Source organism: Sulfitobacter sp. 1A12779 (assembly GCF_043557315.1).
GTDB classification, from domain to species: domain Bacteria; phylum Pseudomonadota; class Alphaproteobacteria; order Rhodobacterales; family Rhodobacteraceae; genus Sulfitobacter; species Sulfitobacter faviae.
The window spans coordinates 154,544-168,750 of the sequence record NZ_JBIFFU010000006.1 but is presented as its reverse complement, the minus strand read 5'-3'; the positions used below and the strand labels follow the sequence as shown (position 1 = coordinate 168,750).

Annotated in this window: 12 protein-coding genes; 7 read left to right on the top strand and 5 right to left on the bottom strand. The window is 63.4% G+C overall.

Features of this window, described 5'->3' with window-relative positions; all coding sequences use genetic code 11:
• Positions 1 to 26: 26 nt before the first annotated feature.
• Complete coding sequence (locus ACGYLQ_RS09490; RefSeq protein WP_394442463.1) at positions 27 to 809, bottom strand: IclR family transcriptional regulator; 783 nt, start codon at positions 807 to 809, stop codon at positions 27 to 29.
• Positions 810 to 973: 164 nt separating this feature from the next.
• Here ACGYLQ_RS09490 and ACGYLQ_RS09485 point away from each other — a divergent pair, with 164 nt between their 5' ends.
• From ACGYLQ_RS09485 to ACGYLQ_RS09455, 7 genes are all read left to right on the top strand, one after another.
• Positions 974 to 2,491, top strand: a complete 1,518-nt coding sequence (locus ACGYLQ_RS09485; protein WP_394442461.1) for an ABC transporter substrate-binding protein — start codon at positions 974 to 976, stop codon at positions 2,489 to 2,491.
• 114 nt (positions 2,492 to 2,605) lie between these two features.
• Positions 2,606 to 3,523, top strand: a complete 918-nt coding sequence (locus ACGYLQ_RS09480; protein WP_136720362.1) for an ABC transporter permease — start codon at positions 2,606 to 2,608, stop codon at positions 3,521 to 3,523.
• A 1-nt stretch (position 3,524) separates the two neighbouring features.
• Positions 3,525 to 4,427 (top strand): ABC transporter permease, encoded by a 903-nt coding sequence (locus tag ACGYLQ_RS09475; RefSeq protein WP_271690227.1) that lies wholly within the window; start codon positions 3,525 to 3,527, stop codon positions 4,425 to 4,427.
• A gap of 3 nt (positions 4,428 to 4,430) precedes the next feature.
• Positions 4,431 to 5,429: an ABC transporter ATP-binding protein gene (locus ACGYLQ_RS09470; RefSeq protein ID WP_067268446.1), complete on the top strand. Its 999-nt coding sequence runs from the start codon at positions 4,431 to 4,433 to the stop codon at positions 5,427 to 5,429.
• Positions 5,426 to 6,421: an ABC transporter ATP-binding protein gene (locus ACGYLQ_RS09465; protein WP_394442458.1), complete on the top strand. Its 996-nt coding sequence runs from the start codon at positions 5,426 to 5,428 to the stop codon at positions 6,419 to 6,421. The genes ACGYLQ_RS09470 and ACGYLQ_RS09465 overlap by 4 nt, the downstream gene beginning before the upstream one ends.
• A 4-nt stretch (positions 6,422 to 6,425) precedes the next feature.
• Positions 6,426 to 8,015 (top strand): gamma-glutamyltransferase, encoded by a 1,590-nt coding sequence (locus ACGYLQ_RS09460; RefSeq protein ID WP_394442455.1) that lies wholly within the window; start codon positions 6,426 to 6,428, stop codon positions 8,013 to 8,015.
• A complete protein-coding gene (locus ACGYLQ_RS09455) occupies positions 8,012 to 9,406 on the top strand; it encodes a M20 family metallopeptidase (protein ID WP_394442453.1) in 1,395 nt (464 codons plus the stop codon). The genes ACGYLQ_RS09460 and ACGYLQ_RS09455 overlap by 4 nt, the downstream gene beginning before the upstream one ends.
• A gap of 32 nt (positions 9,407 to 9,438) precedes the next feature.
• On the opposite strand, the gene ACGYLQ_RS09450 is transcribed toward ACGYLQ_RS09455, so the two are convergent.
• From ACGYLQ_RS09450 to ACGYLQ_RS09435, 4 genes are all read right to left on the bottom strand, one after another.
• Positions 9,439 to 10,566 (bottom strand): iron-containing alcohol dehydrogenase, encoded by a 1,128-nt coding sequence (locus ACGYLQ_RS09450; RefSeq protein WP_394442572.1) that lies wholly within the window; start codon positions 10,564 to 10,566, stop codon positions 9,439 to 9,441.
• A gap of 8 nt (positions 10,567 to 10,574) precedes the next feature.
• The gene (gene glpK / locus ACGYLQ_RS09445; RefSeq protein WP_394442450.1) at positions 10,575 to 12,071 is read right to left on the bottom strand and encodes a glycerol kinase GlpK; all 1,497 of its coding nucleotides are present in this window, start codon (positions 12,069 to 12,071) and stop codon (positions 10,575 to 10,577) included.
• Positions 12,072 to 12,148: 77 nt separating this feature from the next.
• The gene (locus tag ACGYLQ_RS09440) at positions 12,149 to 13,846 is read right to left on the bottom strand and encodes an extracellular solute-binding protein (RefSeq protein WP_394442569.1); all 1,698 of its coding nucleotides are present in this window, start codon (positions 13,844 to 13,846) and stop codon (positions 12,149 to 12,151) included.
• Between the two features lie 85 nt (positions 13,847 to 13,931).
• Positions 13,932 to 14,204, bottom strand: coding sequence for a DUF2160 domain-containing protein (locus ACGYLQ_RS09435; protein WP_394442447.1), 273 nt, complete (start codon positions 14,202 to 14,204; stop codon positions 13,932 to 13,934).
• Positions 14,205 to 14,207 lie beyond the last annotated feature (3 nt).

Sequence of the window (14,207 nt, the reverse complement as noted above, 5' to 3'; positions counted from 1 at the left end):
GGGGCGGCAATGCCCCGGCCCTTTTTCTAGCGCCGATGCACCTGTGACGATGGTGAAATGGCGTTCGCCGTGTCCTGAAGGCGCGGCAGAATCTCGGCCCTGATCCGCTCCCGCGTCCAAGTATGCGCCGAGACCGAACATTGCACCGCCGCAAAGGCCCGCCCATCGGGGCCGGTGATCGGGCAGGCCACCCCGATCTCGGACAAAATCATCTGATCGCTGGAGATCGCATAGCCCTGCTGCACGGCCTCACCGATGCTGTTGCGGATCGTGGCGCGGTCCATCGTGGTGCGCGCGGTGAAGGGTTTGAGCGGCCAAGTCTCGATCGCGTCTTCCCGGTCCTCGGGCGAGAAGGTCGAGATGATCGCCCGCCCCGCCGATGTTGAAAGCGCAGGCAGCCGCCGCCCAATCACCGTCGCCGCGAAATAGGTCCGTTGGCAGGGTAAGCGGCTAACATAGATGATATGGTCCTTGGAAAGCTCGGCCAGGTTCACCGTCTCCCCGATCTCTTGGCTGAGGTCGATCAGCTTGGGAATCGCCTGCCCGACCAATTGATCCGACCAGTAATAGGCATAGGCCAGCTCCAACCAAGCATGGGACGGGCGGTAGCGCCGCGTGGCCGGATCCTTTTCCAACATGCCCTCGATATGCAGCGTATTCGCCAGCCGCTGAACCGCGCTCTTGTCCAATCCGCTGCGCGCGGCAAGCTCGACCAACGACAATTCCGTATGCGATTCATCGAAGGCGCGGAGCAGCCGCAGCCCCTTGGCAAGCGACCCGACGTAGAGGGTATTTTGCTTCTTTTCCAATCACCTACCCCGAAATCTGGCCCAATTGTTCAAACCGGGGCTTGACGTATGTCGATCTGATTGCGTTTATTAATCGTATTGCGATATCAAGTATTATTATATGATACGTGACGCAAGTCAAAAAGATACGGAACCGAATTCGTTAACCAGCAGGGGAGTTGACCATGAAATCCACGGTCCTGAAATCAACCATCACCGGGCTTGTCTTGGCCGCCGCCACGGGCGCGGCTTGGGCGGACAAAGCCAATGACACGCTGAATGTCGCCTTCACCAAAGAGCTTGAGAACGTCGACAGCTACTTCAACTCGTCCCGCGAAGGCGTGGTGCTGCAACGCGCGGTCTGGGATGGTCTGATCTACCGCGATCCGGTCACCAACGAATACATGGGCAACCTCGCCACCGAATGGGAATGGATCGACGACACGACCATCGAATTCAAACTGCGCGAAGGCGTGAAATTCCACGACGGGTCGGACTTCACCGCCGATGACGTGGTCTTTACCGTGAACTACGTCGCCGATGAGGCCAATGGCGTGAAAACGCAGCGCAACGTGAACTGGATGAAATCGGCTGAGAAGGTCGACGATTACACCGTGCGCATCATGTTGAAAGAGAAGTTCCCGGCGGCGATTGAATTCCTCTCTGGCCCCGTTTCGATGTATCCCAGCGACTACTACGAAGAAGCCGGCCCCGAAGGCATGGGCCTGAAACCCGTCGGCACCGGCCCTTACAAGGTGACCGAAGTCGTCCCCGGCCAGCACTTCAAACTGGAAGCCTATGAGGGCTACCACGACAGCCCCAAGGGCACGCCCAGCATCAAGAACATCGACATCCGCACCATCCCCGATGTGAACACGCAGATGGCCGAATTGTTCAGCGGCTCGCTTGATCTGATCTGGCAGGTGCCGTCGGACCAAGCCGAGAAACTGGCCGAGCGGGATGAGTTCCAAGTCTCCAACGAATCCACCATGCGTGTGGGCTATCTGACGCTCGATGCGGCAGGCCGCTCCGAGGACAGCCCCTTCACCGACGTGCGCGTGCGCAAGGCCGTGAACTATGCGATCAACCGTCAGGAACTGGTCGACGCGCTGCTTAAAGGCAAATCCAAAGTCGTCTACACCCCTTGCTTCCCCAGCCAGTTCGGCTGCGACGAAGACGCGGCGGTGAAGTATGAATACAACCCCGAGAAGGCCAAGGAATTGCTGGCCGAAGCTGGCTACGAAGACGGTCTGACCATCGACTTCTACGCCTACCGCGACCGTGAATATGCCGAGGCGATCACGAGCTATCTGAACGCTGTGGGAATCGATACCAACTTCAAGATGTTGCAGTATTCCGCCCTGCGCGAGCAGAACATGAAGGGCGAAACCGCCGTGTCGTTCCAGACATGGGGCAGCTATTCGATCAACGACGCCTCCGCCATGGTCAGCCAGTTCTTCAAACATGGCTCGCTCGACTACGCGATGGACGACGAGACGCTGGAATACCTCAACATCGCCGACAGCTCGACCGACCCCGAGGTCCGCAAAGAGAACTACTCCAAGGCGATCGAACGCATCACCGAGGAAGCCTATTGGGCGCCGATGTTCTCCTACAACACCAACTACGTGACCACCAATGAGGTGGAATACACACCCACAGCCGACGAAGTCCTGCGCTTCACCACGGCCAGCTGGAAGTAAACCAATCGGCGGGGGCGCCGTGACCGTTGCCCCTGCCCTTCTCCCCTTCCGCACCCAACCCAGACCCACGCGGCAGGCCCTCGCCTGCGGCGCAGCCTCAAGGTAGTTGCACCCGTGCTTCAATTCATTCTCAAACGATTGGGACTGGCCCTTCTCGTGGCCTTCACCGTGTCGTTTATCAGCTTTAGCCTGCTGTTCCTGTCGGGCGACCCCGCCGCCGCGCTGGCCGGTGAAACCGCCAGTGGCGAAGATATCGAGGCCCTGCGCCGTCTCTATGGTTTTGACCGGCCCATGCTGGTGCAATATGGCGAATGGTTGTTCTCGGCCCTTCAGGGCGATTTCGGCGAGAGCTACTATTTCCGCCTGCCCGTCGCCTCGCTCATCGCCGACCGGTTGAGCGTGACCATGACGCTCGGCGTCTGCGGGATCACCTTCGCGTTGCTGACCGCGGTGCCCTTGGGCGTGGTCGCCGCGATCCGCCCCAATTCGATCATCGATCGTGTGGCGCTTTTCATCTCCGTTGCCGGTCAGGCGATGCCGAGCTTCTGGTTCGGCCTCATCCTGATCGTGGTCTTTGCCATCCAACTGGGCTGGCTGCCACCTTCGGGCACCGACACATGGCGGCATTTCATCTTGCCGACCGTGGTGCTGGGCTATTATGCCATGCCCGCGATCATGCGCCTGACGCGCGCGGGCATGCTGGACGTGCTGAACTCCGACTACATCCGCACCGCGCGGGCCAAGGGCGCGAACGAGCGCCGGGTGCTGTTCCGCCATGCGCTGCGCAACGCGATCATCCCGGTGGTCAGCCTCGCCGCCGTGCAGATGGGCTTCATGCTGGGCGGCTCCATCGTGGTCGAGTCGATCTTCGCGCTACATGGCGCGGGCTATCTGGCCTGGGAGAGCATCGCGCGCAACGACCTGCCCACCGTGCAGGCGCTGATCCTGATCTTCTCGATGTTCTACATTGTTTTCACCTTCCTCGCAGACGTGCTGAACGCATGGCTCGACCCCCGCATGAGGAGCAGCTGACATGGCCACGGCAAGCACACATGACAGCCTTTTGGACGAAATCACCGGCCCGACCCCCGGCCAGATGCTGCGCAAGCGCATCTTCGGGCACCAAGGTCTGCTGATCGGGGCGGTCGTTCTGATCATCCTCACGATTATCGCGATCCTCGCGCCCTGGATCGCCCCGCATGATCCCTATGCCCAAAGTCTGATGACCCGGATGGAGCCCCCCGTGTTCATGGGCGGCACATGGGAGCATCCCTTGGGCACCGACCATCTGGGCCGCGATTACCTGTCGCGCCTCATCTATGGTGCGCGGATCTCGCTGCTGATCGGGGCCGTGGCGGCACTGATCTCGGGCCTGATCGGCACCGCCATGGGCGTGGCTGCGGGCTATTTCGGCGGCAAGGTCGATGCGGTCGTCACCTTCCTCATCAACGTGCGTCTCGCGATGCCGGTGGTTCTGGTGGCGCTCGCTGTGGTGGCGATCCTTGGCGGATCGCTGCAAGTGGTGATCATGGTGCTGGGCCTGCTCTTGTGGGACCGCTTCGCCGTGGTCATGCGCGCCTCCACGATGCAGGTGCGGCGGCGCGAATACGTGGCCGCGGCACAGGTCATCGGCGCCTCCACCCCGCGCATCCTCTTGTCCGAGATCATGCCCAACATCGCCAACAACCTGATCGTCGTCGTCACGCTGGAGATGGCCCATGCGATCCTTCTGGAAGCCGCACTCTCGTTCCTCGGCCTTGGGGTGCAACCGCCGACGCCGAGCTGGGGGCTGATGGTCTCCGAAGGTAAGAACATGATGCTGTTCGAGCCGTGGCTCGTGCTGATCCCGGGCGCCGTGCTTTTCGTGCTGGTGCTGGCGATCAACCTGATGGGTGACGGTCTACGCGACGTCACCGCCCCCGAAAACCGGAGCTGACCCATGACAGAACCACTTCTGAGCGTCCGCAACCTGCGGCTCGATATTCCCACGGGCGGCGGCACCCTGCATGCGGTGCGCGGGATCGACTTCGACCTCAACCGTGGCGAGACCCTGTGCATCGTCGGCGAAAGCGGCTCGGGCAAATCGCTCACCTCGCTGGCGCTGATGGGGCTCTTGGGCAAATCCATCAAACGCCGCGCGGATCGGATGACCTTTGACGGGACCGAGTTGACCACCGCGAGCCAAGGCCAGATGCGCAAGCTGCGCGGGGCGCGGATGTCGATGATCTTCCAAGAGCCGATGACCTCGCTCAACCCGGCCTATACCATTGGAGACCAATTGGCCGAGGCGCTGCTCTTGCACCGCAAGGTCAGCCGCCAGCAGGCGCGGGACCGGGCGATTGAACTCTTGGAAAAAGTCGGCATCACCGCCGCCGAGAGCCGTTTGTCGCAGTATCCGCACCAGCTCTCGGGCGGGTTGCGCCAGCGCGTGATGATCGCCATGGCGCTGATGTGCGAGCCGGAACTGATCATCGCGGATGAGCCGACGACCGCGCTCGACGTGACCATTCAGGCGCAGATCCTGCGGCTGCTCCACGATCTGGGGCGCGAGATGAACATGGCCGTGATCCTGATCACCCATGACCTCGGCGTTGTGGCGCGGGTGGCCGACAAGGTCGCGGTGATGTATGCGGGCGAATTGGTCGAGACCGGCCCGGTCGGAGACATCTTTAACGCGCCCTCGCATCCCTACACCCGTGGGCTTCTGCGCTGCATCCCGCTCCCGGGCAAGACCGACCGCGGCGCGAAACTGGGCACGATCCCGGGCATCGTGCCTTCGCTCGTGGGCGAGGTTGAGGGCTGCGTCTTCCGTACCCGCTGCCCGCATGCCGTCGCCGAATGCCGTGGCGACATCCCCAAGCGCGAGGACGGCAACCACGCCTTCCGCTGCATTTTCCCCGATGGCAAACGCCAGTCCGAGAAGGAGCTGACCGTATGAAGGACAGCGTGAACACACCCCCGGTGCTGGAGCTTTCCGGCGTCAGCAAGACCTACCGGGTGAAACAGGGCATGTTCGGCAAGGTCAAACCGCTCACGGCGGTGAATGACGTGTCGCTGCAATTGGGCAAGGGCGAGGTGCTGGGCCTCGTCGGTGAATCCGGTTGCGGCAAATCCACCCTTGCCAAGATCCTCTTGGGGCTTGAGCAGCCGACCGCCGGTCACGTCAAGATCGACGGCGAAGAGATCACCGAACAGGGCCGTCTGGCGCTGGCACGGCGGATCCAGCCGATCTTTCAAGACCCCTATTCCTCGCTCAACCCCCGCAAGAGCATCTATGACGTGATCTCTCTGCCGCTGCGGGTGCACAACATCGGTGACGAGGAGAGCCGCAAGAAAAAGGTCAAAGAGATCCTCGACGTTGTCGGCCTGCCGCAGCGGGTGATCAACACCTACCCCAGCCAGATGTCGGGCGGCCAGCGCCAGCGTGTGGCCATCGCCCGTGCACTCATCATGAAGCCCGAGGTGGTGATCTGCGACGAGCCGACCTCGGCGCTGGATGTGTCGGTGCAGAGCCAGATCCTCAACCTGCTGGGCGAGCTGCGCGAAGAGTTCGGCCTTACCTATCTCTTCATCAGCCATGATTTGGCGGTGGTCGAACACCTCGCCACCCGCGTGGCGGTGATGTATCTGGGCGAGATCGTCGAGCAGAACTCGGTCGCCGGGCTCTTTGACGCGCCGCGTCACCCTTACACCAAGGCGCTGTTGAAATCCGTGTTGACGCCCGAGCCCGGTTTGGGTGTGCCCGACACGCAGCTTGGCATGGCCTACCCGAACCCGATCGCGCCGCCGCCCGGTTGCCATTTTCACCCGCGCTGCCCGCGCGCCACGGATCTGTGCAAGCAAAAGGCACCGCGTCACACCCCGATCCCGCAGGGGCATGCCGCCTGCCATCTGCACGATCCGGAAACCCCCATGTACGAACAAGAGTAATCCCATGTCATCGAACCTGTCGCACAGCAGTCAAACCCGCAAAACCGTCATCGAAACCGAACATGGCGTCGTCGCCGCCCAGCATCGGTTGGCAGCAATCGCGGGGGCCGAGGTGCTTGCGGCAGGGGGCGATGCGGTGGATGCGGCTGTGGCCACCTCCTTCGTCATCGGCGTGTTGGAACCTTGGATGAGCGGCCCTGCGGGCGGCGGGGCGATGATGCTCTGGCGCGCCGAAGAAGGCCAAGCCCATGCGCTCAACCACGGCATGCGCAGCCCCGGCGCGCTCGACCCGGCGAATTATCCGCTTAGCGGGCGGGGCAAGGCGGGTGATCTCTTCCCCTGGGAGCATGTGGAGGGGGACCGCAACGTTCAAGGTGCCACTGCCATCGCCGTGCCCGGCGTGGTCGACGGGCTGGGCCAAGCCCATGAACGGTTCGGCAAGATGCCTTGGGCCGAGCTGCTTGCCCCGGCGGTTGAACATGCCCGCAAGGGTTTGTTGGTGGATTGGTATGCCGCGCTGGTCATCGCCTCTTGCACACGCGCCCTCGCGCAGGATGTGGATGCGGCGGACCTCTTTCTCGAAGACGGGCAGTGGCCGACGATCAGCGGCTGGACCGCGCTGGCCGAGAAACGGCTGGACCAGTCGCGCATGGCCGACAGCCTTGACCAGATCGCGCGGCACGGGGCGCGCGCGCTCTATGATGGAGACCTTGGGGCCGCGATGGCGCGGGATGTGCAGGACAAGGGCGGCAGCCTCAGCCATGACGACCTGCAAGCCTACCGCGCCGAGTTCAGCGCGCCGCTAGACTTTGCCTACCGCGATGCGCGCTTCCACGTGGTGCCGGGGCTGACCGCCGGGCCGACCTTCCGCGATACTTTTGCCTCTCTCGCGACCGAAGACCTCGGGAACGCCCCCGGCCCCGACAGCTATGCCGCCATGGCCGAGGCACTCAAAGGCGCCTATGCCCGCCGTCTGGGCTCCATGGGCGATACCGGCGAAAGCCCCGAAGCCCCGGGCTGCACCACGCATTTCTCGGTCGTCGACCGTCACGGGAATATGGTGGCGCAGACGCAGACGCTCTTGTCGATCTTCGGCTCGCGCGTCGTCTCGCCCTCCACCGGCTTTTTGATGAACAACGGCATCATGTGGTTCGACCCGGTTCAGGGCCGCCCGAACTCGCTCGGCCCGAACAAGCGCTGCCTGATGAACGTCTGCCCGGTGATCGGCGAACAGGGCGACAAACGCTTCGCCTTCGGCGCCTCCGGCGGGCGCAAGATTTTGGGCGCGGTGGCGCAACTGTCCTCTTTCGTCACCGATTTCGACATGTCGCTCGAAGACAGTTTCCACGCGCCGCGCATTGACGCCTCGGACGCCAACCAGCTCATCGCCGATGAAAGCCTGCCGCGCGATGTGCTCGACCGTCTGCGCGAGAACAATGAGGTCGCCGAGACCAAACGCACGATCTTTCCCTACGCTTTCGCCTGTCCCGCAGGCGTGATGCGCGCGGGCGGGCAGAATTCCGGCTGCACCGAGATCATGTCGCCTTGGGGCGACGCCATTTCCGAAGATATGACAAAGGACATTGAAGCATGACCCGCGATCAAGCGATCGAAGCGATCTCGACCTATTTCGATGAGGGGACGTTCCAAGCCGAACTGGCCAACCTCGTCTCGTACGAGACCGAGAGCCAGAACCCTGACCAAGCCCCCGAACTCAAACGCTATCTAGTCGAGACGATGGAGCCGCGGCTGACGGCGATGGGCTTTGCCTGCAGCTTTCACGACAATCCCGACCCGCGCGGCGGCCCCTTTCTAGTGGGCGAGCGCCGTGAGGGGGACGACCTGCCGACCGTGCTGACCTATGGCCACGGCGACGTGATCCGCGCCCAGACCGACCAGTGGCGGGAGGGGCTGCATCCTTTCAAACTGGTCGAAGAGGGCGATAAGCTTTATGGCCGCGGCACTGCCGACAACAAGGGCCAGCACCTGATCAACATCGCCGCCATCGAAGCGGTGCTGAAAACCCGCGGCAAGCTGGGTTTCAACTGCCGCATCGTGATCGAGATGAGCGAAGAGACCGGCAGCGCGGGTCTGCCCGAGTTCTTTGCCGAACACCGCGAGGAACTGACCGCCGACGTGCTCATCGCCTCGGACGGGCCGCGGCTGCAACCCGAAGTGCCGACCATGTTCATGGGCTCGCGCGGGGGCGTGTCGTTTGATCTGATCGTCGACAAACGCGAAGGCGCGCATCACTCGGGCAACTGGGGCGGCTTGCTGGCCGATCCTGCGATGATCTTGGCGCAGGCCCTGTCGACCGTCACCGACAAGCGCGGGCAAATCCAGATCCCCGAGTGGCGGCCCGACAGCCTGACCCCCTCGGTCCGCGCCGCGTTGAAAGATCTGCCGATCGAAAGCGATGATGGCCCCGCCATCGACAGCGATTGGGGCGAAGAAGACCTGACCCCGGTCGAGCGCGCCTACGGCTGGAACAGCTTTGCCATCCTCGCGATGAAAAGCGGCGTGCCAGAAGCGCCGGTCAACGCGATCTCGGCCCATGCGACGGCCACCTGCCAATTGCGCTATGTCGTCGGCACCGATCCCGAAGACATCCTGCCCGCCCTGCGCCGGCACCTTGATAAACAGGGGTTCGAGGATGTCCGGATCGAACCGCATGACCGCGGCTTCTTCCGCCCGACGCGGCTGGATGCGGATCACCCTTGGGTCAAATTCGTAGCCGACTCTCTGACGAAAAGCGCCGGGAAAGCGCCGCATATCCTACCCAACCTCGCAGGCTCGCTGCCCAATGACAGTTTCAGCGATATCTTGGGTCTGCCCACCGTCTGGGTGCCGCATTCCTACCGCAGCTGTTCGCAGCACGCGCCGGACGAACATGTGCTGAAACCCGTATGCCGCGATGCGCTGCGGGTGATGGCGGGCGTGTTCTGGGACTTGGGCGAAGGCAATACGCCGCCGCGCGCCGCCTAAAACTGCCGGGCGGGGGCCGTGGCCCCTGCCCGCTACATTGCCGCGCGGATGCAGGCTTCGAGGGTTTCCGCCTCAAGCACGCAAGGGTTGGCGCGCATGGAGGAAGAGGCCGCCGCCTCGCGGGCCGTCTCGCCCAGATCCGCATCTTCGGGGATCCATTGGTTCAACCGCTCCAGCCCCCAATCATCCAGCATGGCGGTCAGCGCGTCGAACGTGCCTTCCTCAGGCAGGTCGAACCCGTCGGAGAGCCACATCTGCACCTCCGTGAAGCGGGCCGAGACCCCGAGCGCATCCGCGTTCGCGGCCAGAACCGGCCCCAACAGCCGCCCGCAGATCAGCCCATGCGGCGCAGCGAAACGCCCGCCGATCACACCCGCTAGCCCATGCACGGCCCCGAGGCCCGCATTGGCCAGTGCCAAACCGCCCGAGAGGCTGACATAGGCCAGCGCATCCCGCGCGTCCTGGTCCTCTCCCGCAGCCAGACGTTTAAGCGCAGCGATGCCCTGTGGGATCGCGGCACGGCATAGCGCATCGGTCAGCGGGTTGGCCTTGCTGGACAGATAGGGCTCGATCACCTGCACCAACGCGTCAAGGCCGGAGCCCAAAGTCACCCCGCGCGGCGCGCCGTCGGTGAGCGCCGGGTCGACCAAGGCCAGACGCGGCAGCATGCGGTCGTCACGCAGGCTGACTTTTCGCGCGGCCTCCGGCACGGCGATGACGGCGTTTTTGGTCACCTCGGCCCCCGTGCCTGCGGTGGTGGGGATCGCAATCATCGGCAGGGGATCAGCCTGCAAGGGCTTGCCTGCGCCCACGACTTCAAGATGCTCCATCACGTCGCATTCCGACGGGATCAGCGCCGCTGCCGCCTTGGCAAGGTCGATCACCGCGCCACCGCCCACGCCCAGCACCACATCCGCGCCGCGTCCCGCCGCCACGGCGGCGCGCACGTCGTCGACCGATGGCTCGCCGCTGCCGTGCAACTGGGTCACCTCGCAGCCCGCCGCCGCCAAATCGCGCGCCAGTTCATCGACCCAAGCGACCGAACCGCCGCGCAGCAAAAGCACCTGCCGCCCATAACCCCGCGCGGCTGAGGCCGCTTCACCCGCCACACCGCGGCCAAAGCGGATGCGTCCGGCGGTGGCGAAACCGAAAGGGGAAATCGTCTGCATCAGAACTGCAACGTCGCCTGAACAGCCCGCTGCCACGCGCCGTATTTTTCTTCGCGCGCGGCCTCGCCCATCTGGGTTTCAAACCGCCGGTCGAGCGCCCATTCTCGCGCGAAACCCTCCATATCGGGGTAGATACCCGCCCGCTGCCCGGCGAGCCACGCAGCGCCAAGTGCTGTGGTTTCCAGCACATCGGGGCGGTCCACCGAGGCGCCGATCACGTCCGAGAGGAACTGCATCGCCCAGTCACTGGCGCTCATCCCGCCGTCGACGCGCAGGGTCGCAATCTCGCCCGGCTGGCCTTGGGCGGCCCAATCGGCCTGCATCGCTTCCAAAAGGTCGCGGGTCTGGTAGCCCACGCTTTCCAGCGCCGCCCGCGCGAGTTCCGCGGGGCCGGAGTTGCGCGTGAGCCCGTAGATCGCGCCGCGGCATTCGGCGTTCCAATAGGGCGCGCCGAGGCCCACGAAAGCAGGCACCAGCACCACGTTCTGATGCGGATCGGCCTGCTCGGCCAGAGCCTGCGTCTCGCCCGCCTCGCGGATCATTTTCAGCCCGTCGCGCAGCCATTGCACCACGGCCCCGGCGACGAAGATCGAGCCTTCGAGCGCATAGGTCGGCTTACCGTCGAGTTGGTAGGCGATGGTGGTGAGCAACCGGTTGGTCGAGGTCACCGCCGTCTCGCCCGTGTTCAGAAGCGCGAAACAGCCGGTGCCATAGGTCGATTTCATCATGCCGGGCTGGAAACAGGCCTGCCCGATGGTCGCCGCCTGCTGGTCGCCCGCGACACCGAGGATCGGGATCTCGCGCCCAAAGAGGTCGGGCCGCGTGGTGCCGAAATCGGCGGCGCAGTCCTGCACCTCGGGCAGCATTTCGAGCGGCACGTCGAACATCTTGCAGATCGTCGTGCTCCAGCGGCCCTTGTGGATGTCATAGAGCATGGTCCGTGCGGCGTTGGTCGCATCGGTCACATGGCGCGCGCCGCCGGTGAGCTTCCAGATCAGATAGCTGTCGACTGTGCCGAAAAGCAGCTCGCCCGCCCGCGCCCGTTCGCGCGCGCCTTCGACATTGTCGAGGATCCATTTCAGCTTGGTGCCCGAGAAATAGGGATCGGCCAACAGGCCGGTGCGTTCGGTGATGATCTTGTCGTCGCCGCTTTCGCGCAGCGCGCGGCAGAAATCAGCGGTGCGGCGGTCTTGCCAGACGATGGCGTTATGGACGGGTTTGCCGGTTTTCGCGTCCCAGACCAGCGTCGTCTCGCGTTGGTTGGTGATGCCGATGGCCGTGATGTCGTCGGGGCGCAGACCGGCCTTTTCGATCACCGCGCGGCAGGTGCCAGCGGTCGTCGACCACAGGTCGCCCGGATCATGTTCGACCCAGCCGGAGCGGGGGAAATGCTGCGGGAATTCTTCTTGGGCCGTGGCCGTCACCGACATGTTGCCGTCAAAGATGATCGCCCGCGAGGAGGTGGTTCCCTGATCAATGGCGAGGATATGGGTCATGGCGCGGCCCCCGGATGTTGGATGAAACAAAAAAAGGGGCCGGAACGCTGCTGCGTCCCGGCCCCCGAAAGTTTGGCTTACTGCCAGGACTTGATCAACTCTTCGTAGCTGATGGTCTCGGGCTCGGGGTCTTCGTTGTCGAGCTTGGCAACGGGCGAACCTTCCTGCTCAAGCCAGTAGGAGGCTTCACGCTCCTCGTTCATTTTCGGACCCAGATCACCTTGGACGCCTGCACGCTCAAGACGTTCCATGACCTTTTCCTGCTCGGCGCAGAGGCTGTCGAGCGCTTCCTGAGGTGTTTTCGCACCGGACATCGCGTCGCCGATGTTCTGCCACCACAGCTGCGCCAGCTTGGGGTAATCCGGCACGTTCGTCCCGGTGGGCGACCATGCGGTGCGCGCGGGCGAACGGTAGAATTCCACCAGACCGCCGAGCTTCGGCGCACGTTCGGTGAAGCTGTCGTGCTGGATGGTCGACTCGCGGATGAAGGTCAGACCGGCATGGGCCTTTTCCACGTCCACGGTCTTCGAGGTCACGAACTGCGCATAGAGCCATGCGGCCTTGGCACGGTCGACGGGCGTGCTTTCCATCAGCGTCCAGCTGCCCACGTCCTGATAGCCAACCTTCTGGCCTTCTTTCCAGTAGGCGCCATGCGGGCTGGGGGCCATGCGCCACTTGGGCGTGCCATCTTCGTTCAGCACGGCCTTGGCGCTGTCGTTCACCATGTCGGCGGTGAAGGCGGTGTACCAGAACATCTGCTGTGCGATGGCACCCTGCGCAGGCACCGGACCGGCTTCGCCGAAGGTCATGCCAGCGGCTGCGGGGGGCGTGTACTTCTCAAGCCATTCGATGGATTTGGAGATCGCATAGACCGCCGCCGCATCGTTGGTGGCACCACCACGGGTCACACAGGAACCGACGGGCTGCGAGTTTTCGTTGACACGAATGCCCCATTCGTCGACCGGCAGGCCGTTGGGCTCACCCACGTCGCCGCCGCCCGCCATGGAGAGCCACGCATCGGTGTAGCGCCAGCCAAGGCTCGGGTCTTTCTTGCCGTAGTCCATGTTGCCATAGACTTCGACGCCGTCGATGGTGCGGCCGGTGAAGAATTCGGCGATGTCTTCGTAAGCGGACCAGTTGACCGGCACGCCCAGTTCATAGCCGTATTTCTCTTTGAACTCGGCCATCAACTCAGGATCGGTGAACCAGTCCTGGCGGAACCAGTAAAGGTTCGCGAACTGCTGGTCGGGCAGCTGATACAGCTCGCCATCGGGCGAGGTGGTGAAGTCGAGGCCGATGTAGTCATCGAGATCGAGACCGGGGTTGGTCACGTCTTTGCCTTCGTTCGCCATCCAGTCGGTCAGGCTGCGCGCCTGCTTGTAGCGCCAGTGGGTGCCGATCAGGTCAGAGTCGTTGATATAGGCGTCGTAGATGTTCTCGCCCGACTGCATCTGGGTTTGCAGCTTTTCAACCACGTCCCCCTCGCCGATCAGGTCGTGGGTGATGTTGATGCCGGTGATCGCGCTGAAGGCCGGGGCCAGCACATTGGCTTCATATTCGTGGGTGGTGATGGTCTCGGACACGACTTTGATGTCCATGCCTTTGAACGGCTCGGCAGCGTCGATGAAGAATTGCATCTCCGCTTCCTGCTCTTCGCGGCTCAGCGCGGAGCGTTCGATTTCCTCGTCGAGGAACTTCTTCGCGGCTTCCATATCCGCGAATGCTGGCCCGGCGAGCAGACCGAGCGTGACCGCCAAAGCGGTACTCGATTTCATGACAGATCGTTTCATTATGTCCTCCCTAGACATTTGGTCGTGTCGTATGGCGGCCCCGGTTGCCCGGGGTCCGCCGTGATAGCGCCTAGACCCAGCGAAATACAGCTGCGGCATAGGCAAGGCAGACCAGCAGCGCATAGGGCTGCGGACCCGCCTCGAAACCCAGCCAGATCAAATTGATAAAGGCCGAGCCGAGAAGCGTGATGAACAGACGGTCACCACGGGTTGTCTCAAGCCTGAGGATGCCCACACGGGGCGTCTCAGGGAATTTGATCGCGAGGATCGTGAAGGTCACGAGTAACAGCGCGATGACACCGAAGAAGATCGCGGTGGGCATGGTCCAAGCCATCCAAGACATGGG

Coding starts and splice junctions, on each gene's coding strand:
- ACGYLQ_RS09440 (WP_394442569.1), bottom strand. CDS start 13,846: ATGAAATCGAGTACCGCTTTGGCGGTCACGCTCGGTCTGCTCGCCGGG.
- ACGYLQ_RS09435 (WP_394442447.1), bottom strand. CDS start 14,204: ATGTCTTGGATGGCTTGGACCATGCCCACCGCGATCTTCTTCGGTGTC.
- ACGYLQ_RS09470 (WP_067268446.1), top strand. CDS start 4,431: ATGACAGAACCACTTCTGAGCGTCCGCAACCTGCGGCTCGATATTCCC.
- glpK (WP_394442450.1), bottom strand. CDS start 12,071: ATGACCCATATCCTCGCCATTGATCAGGGAACCACCTCCTCGCGGGCG.
- ACGYLQ_RS09475 (WP_271690227.1), top strand. CDS start 3,525: ATGGCCACGGCAAGCACACATGACAGCCTTTTGGACGAAATCACCGGC.
- ACGYLQ_RS09465 (WP_394442458.1), top strand. CDS start 5,426: ATGAAGGACAGCGTGAACACACCCCCGGTGCTGGAGCTTTCCGGCGTC.
- ACGYLQ_RS09455 (WP_394442453.1), top strand. CDS start 8,012: ATGACCCGCGATCAAGCGATCGAAGCGATCTCGACCTATTTCGATGAG.
- ACGYLQ_RS09460 (WP_394442455.1), top strand. CDS start 6,426: ATGTCATCGAACCTGTCGCACAGCAGTCAAACCCGCAAAACCGTCATC.
- ACGYLQ_RS09485 (WP_394442461.1), top strand. CDS start 974: ATGAAATCCACGGTCCTGAAATCAACCATCACCGGGCTTGTCTTGGCC.